Annotated in this window: 14 protein-coding genes; 1 reads left to right on the top strand and 13 read right to left on the bottom strand. The window is 34.2% G+C overall.

What is annotated here, in order from left to right; translation table 11 throughout:
- Window positions 1-80: 80 nt before the first annotated feature.
- The 4 genes from ACE01N_RS04355 to ACE01N_RS04340 all read right to left on the bottom strand — a co-directional run bounded on the left by ACE01N_RS04355 (window position 81) and on the right by ACE01N_RS04340 (window position 4,509).
- Window positions 81-806 carry an NAD(P)H-binding protein gene (locus tag ACE01N_RS04355; RefSeq protein WP_380585209.1) on the bottom strand — a complete coding sequence of 242 codons (726 nt, stop codon included), beginning with the start codon at window positions 804-806 and terminating at the stop codon, window positions 81-83.
- A gap of 474 nt (window positions 807-1,280) precedes the next feature.
- The gene (locus tag ACE01N_RS04350; protein WP_380585207.1) at window positions 1,281-1,982 is read right to left on the bottom strand and encodes a peroxiredoxin; all 702 of its coding nucleotides are present in this window, start codon (window positions 1,980-1,982) and stop codon (window positions 1,281-1,283) included.
- Between the two features lie 515 nt (window positions 1,983-2,497).
- On the bottom strand, window positions 2,498-3,166 hold the full coding sequence (locus ACE01N_RS04345; RefSeq protein WP_380585205.1) for a response regulator transcription factor: 669 nt from the start codon (window positions 3,164-3,166) through the stop codon (window positions 2,498-2,500).
- A gap of 11 nt (window positions 3,167-3,177) precedes the next feature.
- Complete coding sequence (locus tag ACE01N_RS04340; protein ID WP_380585203.1) at window positions 3,178-4,509, bottom strand: sensor histidine kinase; 1,332 nt, start codon at window positions 4,507-4,509, stop codon at window positions 3,178-3,180.
- Window positions 4,510-4,652: 143 nt separating this feature from the next.
- On the opposite strand from ACE01N_RS04340, the gene ACE01N_RS04335 reads away from it, so the two are divergent.
- Entirely contained in the window at window positions 4,653-5,084 is a 432-nt protein-coding gene (locus tag ACE01N_RS04335) for a hypothetical protein (protein WP_380585201.1), read from the top strand.
- Window positions 5,085-5,235: 151 nt separating this feature from the next.
- On the opposite strand, the gene ACE01N_RS04330 is transcribed toward ACE01N_RS04335, so the two are convergent.
- From ACE01N_RS04330 to ACE01N_RS04290, 9 genes are all read right to left on the bottom strand, one after another.
- The gene (locus tag ACE01N_RS04330; RefSeq protein ID WP_380585199.1) at window positions 5,236-5,898 is read right to left on the bottom strand and encodes a hypothetical protein; all 663 of its coding nucleotides are present in this window, start codon (window positions 5,896-5,898) and stop codon (window positions 5,236-5,238) included.
- 433 nt (window positions 5,899-6,331) lie between these two features.
- On the bottom strand, window positions 6,332-6,931 hold the full coding sequence (locus tag ACE01N_RS04325) for a hypothetical protein (RefSeq protein WP_380585197.1): 600 nt from the start codon (window positions 6,929-6,931) through the stop codon (window positions 6,332-6,334).
- Between the two features lie 22 nt (window positions 6,932-6,953).
- Complete coding sequence (locus tag ACE01N_RS04320) at window positions 6,954-8,087, bottom strand: serine hydrolase domain-containing protein (RefSeq protein ID WP_380585195.1); 1,134 nt, start codon at window positions 8,085-8,087, stop codon at window positions 6,954-6,956.
- 349 nt (window positions 8,088-8,436) lie between these two features.
- Window positions 8,437-8,625 carry a hypothetical protein gene (locus ACE01N_RS04315; RefSeq protein ID WP_380585193.1) on the bottom strand — a complete coding sequence of 63 codons (189 nt, stop codon included), beginning with the start codon at window positions 8,623-8,625 and terminating at the stop codon, window positions 8,437-8,439.
- Window positions 8,626-8,756: 131 nt separating this feature from the next.
- A complete protein-coding gene (locus ACE01N_RS04310; RefSeq protein WP_380585191.1) occupies window positions 8,757-9,074 on the bottom strand; it encodes a hypothetical protein in 318 nt (105 codons plus the stop codon).
- Window positions 9,075-9,359: 285 nt separating this feature from the next.
- Entirely contained in the window at window positions 9,360-11,099 is a 1,740-nt protein-coding gene (locus tag ACE01N_RS04305; protein ID WP_380585189.1) for an FISUMP domain-containing protein, read from the bottom strand.
- A gap of 46 nt (window positions 11,100-11,145) precedes the next feature.
- The gene (locus ACE01N_RS04300; RefSeq protein WP_380585187.1) at window positions 11,146-12,105 is read right to left on the bottom strand and encodes a TolB-like translocation protein; all 960 of its coding nucleotides are present in this window, start codon (window positions 12,103-12,105) and stop codon (window positions 11,146-11,148) included.
- Between the two features lie 10 nt (window positions 12,106-12,115).
- Window positions 12,116-13,621: an SBBP repeat-containing protein gene (locus ACE01N_RS04295; protein ID WP_380585185.1), complete on the bottom strand. Its 1,506-nt coding sequence runs from the start codon at window positions 13,619-13,621 to the stop codon at window positions 12,116-12,118.
- A 168-nt stretch (window positions 13,622-13,789) separates the two neighbouring features.
- Window positions 13,790-15,262: an MBL fold metallo-hydrolase gene (locus ACE01N_RS04290; RefSeq protein WP_380585183.1), complete on the bottom strand. Its 1,473-nt coding sequence runs from the start codon at window positions 15,260-15,262 to the stop codon at window positions 13,790-13,792.
- Window position 15,263: the final 1 nt, after the last annotated feature.

Genomic DNA, 15,263 nt, shown 5'->3' with positions numbered 1-15,263 from the left:
AGTATACGAAATAAAGTTTGGCAGATAATTAAACCCGCATACAATATGACCACATGTTATCGTCAGTTGATTTCATGCCATTAGTTCATTTTATTATATATTACCGGCATCTGCCCTTTCCACTTATTCCACAAATCAGTTTCTACAATTAGTCTGGACATAAAATTCCCAACATTAATCCTGCTGGTTTTACCCGGATTAGAAAGTGCACTCCGTATCGGTAAAGGGTATATCTCGTATTCACTTACATTATCTTCATCAATTAAAGTATCTGGTCGGACAGCTACCCATTCAATTAATTCATTTTTTTGCCCAATGTTAACTCTTAAAAAGTCAGCTGCGTTTTCATTATCTGACTGCGGTGGTACAAAAAAACGAATGAGCCCCATTACCAGTTTTTCTCCAATTGAAACGGGCTCATTTAAATCTCCGTTTCTGTTCGCAGTTGTGTTCATTAACACAAACCGGATTGGTTTATCGGGTGAATTCTTCTGAATTGCAATACAAAGCAATTTAACGGCATCAGTTACTAATTTTCTTGGCTTTCCAAAAATTCCCTTCAAATTAATATTATGGCCAAGACAAGAAGCGACTGACTGGCAATCAATCAAATGATTCATCATTTCATCAACGCTGATCTCTGAGATATTAGCTTTGATGATTGATATCTTATCGTTTTTCGTCCACGTATCCGTCACTTTTCCCGAAGGACGCACTATCACCTTGACGCTTTGTCCCATACTCAATAATTGTTCAACCAATTGTTTTCCTGTAGCACCGGTTGCTCCTACTATTAATGTTGCCATATTTTTATTTTTTTAGTCAGGACAGATTTCTTCAATTGCTACAACTATTATATACCGACCTTTATTCCACTAATCCTTGCAAATAAGTCAATAAAGCGAAAAGTGGTTCAACTTTTTTCTCTTTTTATTGTAGGTATTTGTTATTAAATAAGACATGTTATCATCAGGCTAATCCAGACAGGAACGGGGTCATTTCAATTTTATCAACCTAAAAGTAAGTATTTTATATGAACAATTGAAAATGAAGAATGAATAATTGCTCATATTAGTTTTGAATATAATTAAACGTTTAATTCTCAGGACTTAGCCGGTAGACCATAACAAACGTGAAGAGGATATTTAGGATTGGCTTTGTAAGCTCTTGGCAAGTCCTGACTTCAGCGAAGCTACTGAGAGATCAGAGCAGGCTGTATGACTTGCCAATGTGCTTACAAATAGGGAGGGCTTTTTCTAACCCTATATTTTTTTTTGATATTAACTTAAAATTTCTTCGATAGTAATGAAATCACCTACTTTACCTGTCATTTCTTCAACTTTTTCCTGAACTGGTAATGTCTTTTTTCCAGGTCTCCATCCAGCAGGACAAACTTCACCTGTTTTACTGGCATGTTGCCATGCCTGAATTTGTCTTAAAAATTCATTTACATTTCTACCTACAGAATCAGCTTGTACTTCCTGTGCAACACAAACCCCATCAGGGTTGAAAAGGAAACGTCCTCTGAGGGCTACACCTTCTTCTTCAATAAGTACGCCAAAAGCACGGGCAACCTCTTTCGTCGTATCTGCACCAATGGTTATTTTAAGACCTTTAAGTATTGGTTCAGTTTCTACAAATCTTTTATGTGAAAACTTTGAGTCTACAGAAACAGGCAAAAGCTCTACTCCAAGATTTTCAAATTCATCGTAGTGAGCATTCATTGCAGCAATCTCTGTCGGGCACACGAAAGTAAAGTCAGCAGGGTAAAAGCATACAACTGCCCATTTATCTTTATAATCTGCACTTGAAACTGTTTTGTAATGTCCTGTTTTTGCGTCATACGCTTCCATTTCAAATTCAGGCATTTCTTGTCTTACCATTGTTGCACTCATAGATTTTTCCTCCATTTTTAAATTTTGAACTTCAATTTCTTTGTTTTTTTTCTTTTTTACTGGTTTTACACCGTTTACACATGCCATAGCAATTAGTTTTTATGGTTATTATTTATGACTCCCGTTCTTATGGTTTAGTAGAATTGAAAGACTATTTTATTGCTTCACGTATAATTAAACAAAATTCTTTATGAGATATTTCTCAATACAAATATAATGAGAATATTCTCAAAACAAAATATCTATGAAAAATGTATAGAAAGTTTCTTATTAATTTATACAAATACGGAAACCCTAAATTCTTAGCTCTTTTATTAACTTTCCTGCTTTCATATTATTTTTTGGTACAAATCAGGGTAACTTTCCAACTACAAAACACGACATCCCTGTCTTTAATTCTAATAAGGTCTTTAATAATCTATTATGTTGTAATGGTCGATTGCAATATCACACAACTGATGGCAGTAAGAAATCGTTGAACACTTAAATACGTTTCAGTATCAAGCGGCTAAGCCTTATATTAAATGCTGTATTATTCAAATATAACATTTATCTGCACGATCTTTTATGACCGTGTTGTTATGGGCTGGGCATTATTCAAATCAATTATCCCGGAATATATAACCCACACCCCGAAATGTTTCAATTCTAATCATCGGATCATCTTTGAAGAATTTCCTTAGCCTGCTTATAAATACATCCATACTCCGGCCTAAGAAATAATCGTTTTCTCCCCAAATTGTTTTTAGCATGATTTGTCTTTTAATTAAGCGGTTTTTATTTTTAATTATAAAAGCAATCAGCTCAGATTCTTTCTGGGTTAATTTATATTCATTTTGGGGTGTACAGAGTTTTAATTCATCATGTTTCAAACTGGAATTTCCAATATCAAGTGTTTGATTCCCATTTTGTAAATTCCTTCTAAGCACAATATTAATGCGTAAAACTAATTCTTCAGGTTCAAAAGGTTTTGTAATATAATCTTCAGCACCCAGTTTTAACCCACTTATAATATCTTCCTTTTTGTTTTTAGCAGTCAAAAATAAGAATGGCAAATCAGGCTTTTGTTGTTTAAATACTTTGGCAATTTTAAATCCGTTGGTGTCGGGTAACATCACATCAATAATGGCAAGATCAAATTCTATCCGCTCAAATAAATCTAGGGCTGTTTCTCCATCCCTGGCATGAACAACTTCAATATCGTTCATTTCAAGAAATTGGGTAAGTAACTTGCCTAAATCAACATCATCTTCAATTAATAAAACAGACATTTTACAAGTTTTTATTTTGGTAAAGTAATGATTGCTGTTGTTCCTTTGCCCCACTCGCTTTCCAGTCGTATTGTACCATGATGGTCTTCAATAATTCGTTTTACGATATACAGTCCCAATCCAAGGCCTTTTACTTTATCAGGATTATCGGCTCTAAAGAATTTATTGAATACATCTTTTTCATGATTCTCTTTAATTCCAATGCCGTTGTCTTTTATTTCTATTCTCAGTTGTTCGTTCAACGTAATTCCAATTTCAATTACCGGATCCAGTTTACAATATTTTATGGAATTATTTAAAAGATTACCTATGGCCCTTGAGAATTGCAGCGTGTTGATATGATATATAAAATCATCCGGAATTGAATATTCTTCAATAATTTGAACGTTTTTTTCAGCTGCTTCGGTATTTAGAAAAGTGGAAACAATCTCTGAGAAATATTGTTTTAAAGGAACATTCTCCTTTTCGCTTTGAATCGACTTTCTGTCTAATAAACTTGCATCAATCACATTATCAATCATTTTTGAGAGAACTTTGTTTTGCTTTTCCAGCTGGGTATAAATTTCCTTAAACTTAAGATCATCTTTTTTAATCTTCTCCTGTTTTAATGATGAAGTAGCCACTGAAATAATTGATAAGGGTGTTTTGAACTCATGACTGATATTATTGATAAAGTCATCTTTCAGCTCTGTCAATTTCTTTTGGCGTTGCAGGGTAATCAACGTATAAACAAAAGTAAAGATAACTGCAGACAGGGTAAGGATGACCATAATCAGCAAACCTTTCATCTCGGAAAGTATCACGTTATGCTTATGAACAAAATCGATATAATAGTCGTATTGTATGGCATAATAATTACCTTCCTTATAATATGTATTAATGTAAATTCCTTTTGCTTTTTCTTGCAGGGTGGTTTGAATGTTCTTATATACAGGTATCTTATTATCAAAATCCATAAACGATATTTCGTTTATGGAATAATAGGTTTTAAAAACAGTATCCAGGTTATTATTCAATAGATAGTCTTTAACTTTTGAAGTATTTGAATCATATCTTAATAATATGTTATCGAATTTTGTTAAAACATAATCCTGTACAGTACTATCCAAGGGATTGAAAAATTCCATCAAAAATGAAGATGCAGTTTTATTAAACATGATATCGAGCGAGTCAGATAAAGAATCATAACTGTTATTATCTATTGTGCTTAATATAGCACTGGAATAATTCATGTCGAAATTTTCACTTTTTACATTGTAGTAGTTCCAGATAACATAGATTTGGATAATGACCAAAACCAATAGTGATAAAGATGAAATAAATGTGAGCGGTCCTTTACGCATCTTTTTTTGTTTCTAAAATACTAATAATATTGATGAGAAAATTGCATTAACCTTCCATTAACCCTTCATTAACCCAATGCAGGTGATTTTGTAATAATTTTACTCCTGATAAATAATTTAAGAATGAATTAAATAATGAAATTATGAAACGCAAATTATTATTACTTGGACTTGTATTGGGCATCCTTTTTTCGGGAATCTGTGTTAATGCACAGAATTCTACAGGAGATGCTATAAAAGAATCTGAGAGGAAAGATGTATCAGAGCTGATGCTGCGAAAAACATTCAATGGACAATCCTTGGAAGCAACTAAAAAATTTTCAGTGGAGACCTACTATAGTAAGTTAAAACTGATTATACAAGGCGAAGTAAATTCGGGAAGCATAATTATTACTTTCATTTCGCCGACCGGCAAAGAATTCAAAACCATAACAGTTGACAATACTTTCGATGTTTATTTCAATCAGGAGTTGAATTTAAAGTCGAATCCATCGGAGTGGATTGGTGAGTGGAAATTAAAAATAAAAACGGAAAAAGCTGACGGATCCTATAGCGTGCAGATTCATTTAAGGTAATTTAAAATTTGCAGGTTCCATAATCTAATTGGAATCTGCAAATTTTAGTTTGTTTCAACAACCTATCAATGCTAAATGCAAGCCTTGCCTACCCTTCCCACAATATGGTGTCATCCCAATGTACAATGAACTGAATATCGGCCACAGTTTTTTATTTTCCATAATCTTTATTACATAAATCGATCAATCCGTTTTCTGTATTTATCGCCATTTTTACATTAAAAATCAGATTGTCAAGAACGCTCATATCACCTTGTATAAATTTTTTAGCATCATTATAGATTCCATTATTTGTTTGGATAATACTATATAGCGATTTATAGATATATTCCAAGCTCATTAAGTAATCAAAATCGTAGGATGAAATGATATTACTACTTTTTAAAGTCTCCCATGCTATGGTTCTCAGTTCTACCTGTTCTAAAGTAAAGACCAAATTTAAATTCATTCGGGTGTATTTAAACATTCCATTTTCCAATCGTACTGAGTCAATGGGAGAAAGTAAGCCAGGGTGCTTTGTTCTAAACTGAATCATATTTTCTGATGAAGTAATAAATTCACTTTCAGCGCTTAAACACTCATTAAAAAAGATGTATATGTCGAGCATTTCTGTGTAATTTTTTACTGATTCCGTTAGCAATTTTTTATTTGCACTTATTTCGGTTAAAATATTTTCAGTTGCAATTTCTTTTTGCTTTTTAAGTTTTCTTGAGGCATTCCATTCGTTTAAATAAAGCGCAAGAAAAACACCAATTAGGGTTGCGATAAGTGTTATAATACCTTCCCTACTCCAAAAGACTGTTTTTTTTATCATATTTTTAAATTCTTAATACTGTCAATTTTATATGTCTGTGTGCCCAACAGTAATAATAAACCATCGTTCTAATGTGGTTTATTTTGGGCTACAGCAGGTTCATTCCGTTAGTCCAATTTTTTTGTTTTTAAAATCAATAATTAAATCTTTATCAACGAATAATTTATTCCCAACAATACAAAAATAGATTTCCTTTTTATCAAGCTAAAAGTAATTGTTTTAAATGAACAATGCATGATGCAAAATTAATAATTACTCTTATTCATTTTGAATATATTCAAACGTCTAATTTTCAAGATATAGCCTGGAGACTACACTAAACATATATTTTTAGATACAAGAACCAGGACATAAGCCTGTAACATTATACTACATTTTTCAGGATAAGAAGAGCATCTGACTTACCAATATGTTTACAAAGAGGGTTGGCAATTTATTTATTTCTGTTTAACCATTGTGGATGAAAAATCAATCCCATTTCAATGCTATAGTAGTTCAGGATGTAGTAGTTACTTCTGTCAAATAAGTCATAATAAATGCCAGGCTTAACAAATAGTTGGATGTTGGTATTTGCTTTTTTCGAAAAATCATACCCCAGACCTATCGAATACCCCAAGGTCATTGTACTCTTCAATTTTCTACCTGTATTAACAATATCTCCATCTGAATTAGTTCTATAAATATCGAAATTGTAATACTTACCTAAATAACCCATGTTTACTCCATGTTCCAGATATAAACCACTGTTCCATGTTCTCCTGAGGGTGCTTCCTAAATTAAAACCGGTAGAGGTAAAAACATCAGGTTTTTGGTTCAGTTGTAGCGTTGCAGAACCAAGAACTGAATATTTTGCCGATTGAAGATAAGTTTTTTCAATGCCCAGACTCAAGCCTGGGGTATTTCTTATTATCCCCCGATAACTCACCACAATACCAACACTTCTACTGGTTGAATCCGGATTTGAAGCTACTATTATTTGGTATAATGACAAAAAGATTATTATAAACAGGACAGGTAAAATTGTACGTTTCATAATTACAGATATCTGGGTTTAATTATTGTCGTTTTGCGTAAAGTAATAAGGCATTTCCAATTGCAGCTTTTCGCGAATATATATTGTTACGATTAGTTATCATTATGTAACCTACACGTTGGTCTCTGTCAAAAAACATTTCAGCTGCTGCACCATATATAAGTCCGGTGTGTCCCCAAACCGTGAATTTTCCCATTTTTCGCCCCACAAAAATTAAGCCCTGACGATCTTTATAGTCATGTAGAATTAAGTCAACTGTCTGTGGTTTCAATAGCTGATAATCATTGTATGATCCATCCATAATAAAAGCCCTCATAAATTTAGATAAATCTTCAGCTGTAGTAATCAAATTCCCTGAAGGATAATTAGGTTGACTATAAAAAGGGCTTTGTGGATCAACATTAATTATGTTAGCATAAGGAATTGCCATTTCATCTTTTGGGGTTTCACTATACAACCAGGTAGTTTTATTCATTCCCAATGGGTAGAAAATATTTTCTTTGCAATAGGCGTTAAAACCCTCCCCGGTAACATATTCAACCAAACAAGCTATCAGTGATGCAGCAACATTAGAATAAAGATAAGTTGTTCCCGGCTTTTTATCGGAATAGTTATCTTTTGAATAGTATTGACCATTTGCCGTTAAATAGTTTTGTTCAAAATGCATTAGACTTTCAGGAAAATCCTCATAGCCCCAGAACAATAATAAAGAACATGTGTACGAGTCTGAAATGGATGAAGAGTGCATAAGTAACATCCTAACTGTGATAGGTACATCAGCGTAACGTGGGTTTCTTACCTCAAAAGGTAAATATGAGTTTATGTCAGCGTCGAGTTCAATTAATCCTCTGTCATATAATTGCATAATTGCAGTTAAAGTTAAAGTTTTAGATACCGACCCCACTAACATTCGGGTTTGCGACGAAAGCTCCACTTTATCTTTCACATTTGCATAACCTCTATACCCTATATAAACTATCGAATCTTCTTTTACTGCTGCACAAGTCAATCCGGGCATCTCACACCGACTGAATTCAGAGTCAATAATTTTTTCTAATTCTGTTTTCTGCATTACATCAATAAATTCTTCCTTTTCGCAGGAATAAAAAGAGGCGATGAAAAAGATGGGTAAAAAAAATAATTTTCTAAATTTCATGTGCATTGTAGTTTCAGGCGTTTCTGTTAAAGAAAAGGAGATTTATTATCAAATCAAATTATTTTGCAAATCCTTAACTGTTTTATGTTGTTAGTTACCGTCTATTGTTTTTCTTGAATCATATATTTCTGCGGATTTGCTCGGTTTTTATACTTGTAGCTAACGGTTCTATAACCTCAATAGTATTGCGGTTATTTTTACTTTGTTCGTTGTTATTTAATTGCATTTTTAAATGCATTCTGCTTTTTATATTTTTTAAAATTTATGCTTAATTCATCTGCATCGGCCACAGGAAAATGGGTGAACTCAGCGAAGCTAATGTTTTATGAGATTGTGAGCGCTGGTTTTATTATTTGGTATTCTTTACATTAAACACTTCTTTTTTTATATCATCAATTATTTCTGTACTAATCCAATAAATATCCGAACTGTTTTTTCGGTTTGGTATGTGTTTATTAAAAAAAAGATACTTTCCATCGGGAGAAAGGGTTGGTCGGGTCTGGAACCGGGTATTGATATTTGATTCACCTTTATCCATATTTACAGGTATCGTCCATTCCCCATTTCCCTTGTTAAAGCTTATATAAAGGTGCTCATAGTATGTATTTGACTGGGTGAAAATTAAATATGAGCCATCCTGGGCAATACAAGGCGTTAAATTCTTAGACTCTAATTTATCATTAATCCAGGATTCTTTGCTTGCAGTGAATTATCAGGCTCCTGATTTATTTGCCAAACATTAAGATACCTACCAGATCCACCGGGACGACTGGACCCGACATAAATAGTACCATCAGTTGTCTCGGTGTAACTATGGTCATTCGAAGTTGAATTGATTTGCACAGGAAGGCATTGTGGTTCGCCCCATCCATTGGTAGTGCGTTCGACCATCCATATGTCATCGTCTTTTTCGAAATAAAGTTTTTTCCCGTCTGAAGATAAACCGGACAACATAACTTTCTGATTCAATGAAAATGGCACTTCCATTAGTTCTGTCCAGGTATTGTTTATTCGCTTTGTAAAATAAATTTTACTGGAATCCCTAATAGAACAACCAATATAACATTCGTTTCCGTCAGGGGTGAATTTTAATACGTATTCACTGCGATCAGGAAGTGAAATGAAATCAGGTGCAAATTTAATTGCTTTTTTACCTGGAGGAGTTCGCCCTAAATAATCTCCATATAAATCGATAAATGAATTGAATCCTGTGCATAAGTAATGTTTGTTATCGCAATTAAAAAGAAGAATAGAATTGTTTTCATGATTTATTTAATTAATTACAATTTTTTGAGCAAACGTCTTTTTAGCAATAGAATAACTAAAAAAATAAGCTCCCGTTGAAATACCTGAAATATCAATTATATCTGTATCCAATTTACCTTCTTTAATTACTTTGCCGTTTATATCCAACAATTGATAGTTTGAGATATCTGTAAAATCTCCATTGGTTTTAATTTGAATGGTTTGGTTGGTAGGGTTTGGAAATATGCAAATTCCATTATTATTTATTTCAAATATGTCCGAAACATCAGGATATGTTGCATCACTTTTTAAATCTTCAATAAAACTTGTATTCACCCAATATAAATTTCCATACCAGTTTGAACTTTCTTCCCAGTTTCTGGTAAAAAGCAAATATTTACCATCGGGTGTAATAACCGGGCAAATATCCCTGTCGGTCGAATTAATATTTCTACCTAAATTTATTGGATTACTCCAGTTTTTACTTTCAGACAGGTATGAAATATATAAATCGGTTTCACCGAAACCGCCTGATTTGTTTGAGTTAAATAAAAGGTAGCTTTCATCCGGAGCAATAAAAGGGTGAAATGTACTTATTCCTGTAGTGTTAATTTGTTCAGGTAATTTTACCGCCGTTTCATTTTTACCATTCATAAATTTTGACACATAAATTGAAGCTATACCATTTTCTATTCTTGAAAAATAAATATTGCCTGAGCTTGTTGTTGATGCGTAATACTCATTATTGCCCGTATTAATTTCGTCTCCCATTTTTTGTGGCGTGTCCCATATATCACCATTTTTTTCCATAAACCATATATCACCATCACCAAAAAACAATTTTGAACCATCTGGTGAAAAAATAGCTTCACGTCCATCAAATTCAGCCCGAACAGGATTTTCCCAGGAATCGTCATGGTATTTTGTCATTAAAAAGGTTTTCCTGTCAGGGTCGCGAGTAAAATAAAATGATTTACCATCAGGAGAAAATGAAGCGGTATGTTCATTATTGTCATATAAAGAGATAATCGACAAACCAAATGGTTTCGGTATGGTATCGGGTTTTTCCTGCCCAAAGTAATCTCCTGTTAGTTCAATAGTATCTTTAACACATCGAACCGATTTATATCCATCTGTTTTTGACTGATAGTAAATGTGAATGCCGGAATTGTTATAGCCCAGACTTCTATACCAGGCTTCATTGCTGTTTTTTTCATCTGCCCAGAATTGTGCAACGGTATTCTCTCCCCAAAACTGACCCATAGCGTAATGTCCTCCAGGCAAAGCACTAAATCCACTTGAGTTGTTGTTGGTATTAGGAGTGTCCCATAATACCGTATCTTTCAACTTATCACCTTCATTGGTACCATAAAAATTATTGGATTTAACCGGCTCGTTTTGTTTGAAACCTAATTCCATTTCGAGATAACGCCATTCTTCATGTGTAGGCAGGTGCCAGCCAGCCGGACAAGAGTTTGCAGCTGTTTTCCATTCATATAACAGACCATATTTACTTGCATTTTGGACACTATCGTTGTTTAAGTATTTGATGCCACTAGTAACATAATAATTCAGGTTCTGTGAAAACCACCATTGATTTCCAATTTTTATTGTCCTATAGGTATTTCCATCTCTGTAATCAGTTATTGTTCCTGAGTTTTGAGCAGGAGAATCTTTCAGTTCATTATCATTTCCAAAATCAGTACTTTGAGCATACGTGATCCCAGTAAGAGTATAAAACATTATAGTTAAAACTATATTCTTCATATCGTGTAGTTTATTTAAATAGTAGCTAATGCATGTTAGGTCATGCTTATTTAGTGATATTATACTTTTCTTTTAATCTGCCAATAATCTCGGCACTAACCCAAAAAATATCATGATCAAAATCGGGGAAGCCTGAACGTGTTAAACGGGTAAAGAAAAGATATTTTCCATCAGGAGACAGCCCGGGAAAGCGCTCCTCTTTGTTAGTATTTATAGGTGCTCCCATATTTATTGGTTCTGTCCAGGTATCTGCATTTATGTTGTGGAAACTAATATATAAATCGCCACCACCAAGGCTGCCTTCGCGATCAGAGATGAAAATCAGATAACTTTCGTCGGGTGCAATAAATGGAAACATATCATGACCGGGAGTCTGATTGATGCAAGGTGGCAATAATTCCAATGTGGTATATTCACCATTCACCTGTTTAGCCCGAAAGATCTTATTGTCCGTAGTCTGTTCTTTTCCACCAGTATCACCATTAAAATAGAATGTACCGTTTCTTGTAACCGAGAAACTTCCGGCACCCTTTATTTCCGGGAAGCGGGCTACAATGCCAAGGTTTTTAGGTTGACTCCAACTTTTGCCCTGCTTTTCAATAAAATAAGGCCCATCGGCTTTTTTGTCAGGATATAGTCCCGGAAAATAGAGTCGTTTACCGTCAACGGAAAATGTGGGCCCTCCATAATTAGGTGTAACCTCCGGAGCAGTCCATCTGCCTTTAACAGAACGCATGGCCATACCCCATGATGTCCATTTTTCGTCACTTGTTTTCGGACTCCTGACAATCCACCAGAATACTTCTTTTCCATCAGGAGAAAATGTTGGGGCACTGTGCTCGATAAGGGAATCCGTTGAAATAATTCCCGGTGCAAAGACAACTGGCGTTTCTCCCGGGGGTGTTTGCCCTAAATAATCACCGTATAGATTGGTAAAGTGGATTGAATTCTGTGCATTTAAAAAATAAGGAAATCCTAATAGTATTAGAAATAAATATTTTCTCATATTGTAAATTTTAATTCATTTTTAAAGACCCATATATAAAAGCAGTTGGTTCTTTTCTTATCGCATTTTGGGTTAGAGAAAAATTAGTATCATTTGTAATTCCAAAGTATCGTATATTTCCATCTTCATCCGAGGATATATTAAATCTACTGCCTCCATTGAAATATGTAGAATATAGCAGTTGACCTTTGTTAATGTCGATAAGTGAAACAAAGAATTTTCTTTCACCTAAAAAGCCCGGATGATACAGGCTATCATTTACAGGATAAATTGTGTCCATGGCATTTTTTGTAAGTGGAAAGTCAGTAGAGTTTGTTTCGCCACCGATTAAAATGGTCTCTTCATTTAGAAAGAATGCATCCTCTATCATATCATAGCTGTTTCCCCCAAGCAAAGTGGAATACTCAAGTTCCATTTTATCAGAATTAAAAATGGAGATATATCCATCCCGATCTCCCATCGGTTCTGAATTCAATGCACTTTCTGTTATTGGGAAACACTCAGAATTGACATTTCCGGCTATTAGAATTTTATTGGGTTCTTTCCAGTTCAGCGTTTTTATCGGACGACTTTTACCGCCTATGTATGATGAATAAAGTATTTTTGAACCATCGGATGAGATTTTCATCAGATAGTTATCCGTACCATCCCACCATTCGCTATCATTTATATTTTCGCTTTTGCTCCGAAGCGCATCCATAGTTACAGGAAAATCAGTAGAGCGTGTAAATCCTGCTATATAAATTTGATTTACATTGTCTGTTGAAATGCAGGTTACCTGGTCGTTATTATTTCCACCTAAAAGGGTGGAGAATAATAGTTTCTCTCCTGTAGGATTGAACTTGGCAAGAAATGCTTCAAAACCTCTGAATTCCCTGTCAATAATATTTTCAGTGGTTGGAAAATCAGATGAAAGCGTACAACCTCCAATAATTATATTTCCTTCATTGTCAACATGAACAACGTCGGCTGTTTCCTGAACACTACCTCCAATAAAAGTGGAGAATAACAGTTTACTTCCGGTTGGGTCAAGTTTTAATAAATAGACATCACCAGCCCAATCCTTTTCTCCGTTAAAAGTTCTGTCATAAGCATTCTTAGTAACAGGAAAATCGTACGAATGTGTACCACCAACCAGGTAGATATTCCCTTGTTCATCAACGGTTAACCCTGTGTGGTGTTCCCTTTTACTTCCTCCAATATATGTGCAAAAAACAAGGTTGTTTTCAGGGTCAAACTTAGCTATAAATGCATCGGCCTTCTCGCCGTTTAATGTGGTTTGAAATGCACCTTTTGTTGTGGGAAGGTCTTTATTTTTAGTATTACCGGAAATATAGGTATACCCCTGTTTGTCAGTATAAATAGATGAGGCTGGCCCACCAAAATCTATATCTGCAATAAATGTAGCGTAATTTAAAGAATAGGATAATTGCTCGTCTGTTTCAACTTTTTGATTTCCGGATTTACAAGATATCAACAGTATAGCGATCGGAATTAGTAAGCGAAATCTGTTCATGAATTTTTTTTTGTGAATATTCATATTTTCCAGATGGTTTGAGCAACGAGATATTCCAAAAACAAGCACATCTATTCCACCATACTGGAGAATTAAACTCACTTTACTAATTGCTTCTGTATTTCACTTTGTCTCTTTATGCTTGTTTCCCGTTTTACATTTTATTCATTAGTTATATGTAATAGTCAGGTTCCTGTACCGCCCAAGGGTGCTGGCACCAACCCATAACCCGACACCACCGCTAATATTTTCACCCATTTTTAAGTCGTTAACAAGCAAGACCGGTTGTTTGGAATCGTTTATATACAACTCTGCTTTTTGTCCGTTTACCTTAATTTTTATTTTGGTCCATGAGTTTTTTGTAAGATCGTAATAGGCCACATATTTACCCGGCGACTCATTTTTTTGTACCTGCCATGTATAGTATGGGTGAGAAGTATATTGTACTGCAAAGTTTCGGCTTTCCATGTCGTTATCCCTGCCTGCAGATGGTCTGATATAAATACACTCGTAGGTTGAATCATTCTGTATACGAAAAGCTAAACCCAGAAATGTCCAAGACGTTTCTTTAACATAGGGCCCGGGTGTACCTAATAACTCCAATTCAATGGTGCCATTTGTAAAAGAGGTTTTAGATATTTCAATAAAACTTTCATTATTGTCATTTTTATCCCAGTATGCCTCAATACAGTCTAGCCCCTGATAGTTCGATGCTTTTGCTTTATAACCATTTAATTCCAGTCCTTTCAAATCATTTAAAGGAAAGTGTTCTGCTTTTATAAAAAAATTTGGCAAAGACCGGTCTAATAACATTGAGGCCTCCCAGGTGGGTTGCAAATTGACCAGTTCATGTTTTACATCCTCATAATGAGTTGCTGTTTTAAGTGAACTATTTGCTTTTTGCAAATACACGATAAATTCATCAATATTTTCGTTTGTTGCAGGTTTTCCATGTCCTGCCAGTAGTAGCTTGTAATTTTTTGTTTTAATCTTCTTTAATTGCTCAATCCGTCCATTAATATCCTTTGGGATAATCGGGTGCATACCATAAGGCATCATATGATGGGAAACCAGTATTTTTTGATGAGGCAATTCAAGGTAAACCGGTCCTCCTTCGTTTATTTGGAAATTGCGAAATAATACACCATCTATTATTTCATCTTCAAAAAGCAGTTCTTTTATTGAAACATTCAATTCAGCGGGCAGGTTTTCACCTAACTGTTCTTGCCTTTTTTTATAAATACCGGGACCTTCTTTGCGGATATAATTAATAACCGACGGTGTGGCATAAACAGGGTATTCTTTAAAATAACACAAACCCAGCCAATGGTCATCGTGTTCATGCGAAATATAAATTGCCTTAACTTCCTTTTTTAACGATTTAATGTATTTCAGAAAATCCAGGCAATCATCTTTCTTTTGAAATACATCGTGAATAATAAGATGGTTTTTGGTTTCGAAAATATGTGCATTCGTTAAAAAATCATCTTTTGCCACATAGGTATGAACGGTAATATCTTTAAACCTATTTACATAAATATCACCTTGAAATCCGTTAACTTTTGTATTGTTTTGTGCGAAAATGCTACCGGTAATAAGATAAAATACTAAAAGGAGTAGTGCAGTTTTTTTAAAAGTCATA

This window comes from Quyinboa ferrireducens, assembly GCF_042436675.1.
In the GTDB taxonomy this organism is placed as follows: domain Bacteria; phylum Bacteroidota; class Bacteroidia; order Bacteroidales; family UBA5342; genus JBHJHP01.
The sequence above is the reverse complement of the archived record's forward strand: the minus strand, read 5'-3'. Positions and strand labels throughout refer to the sequence as shown.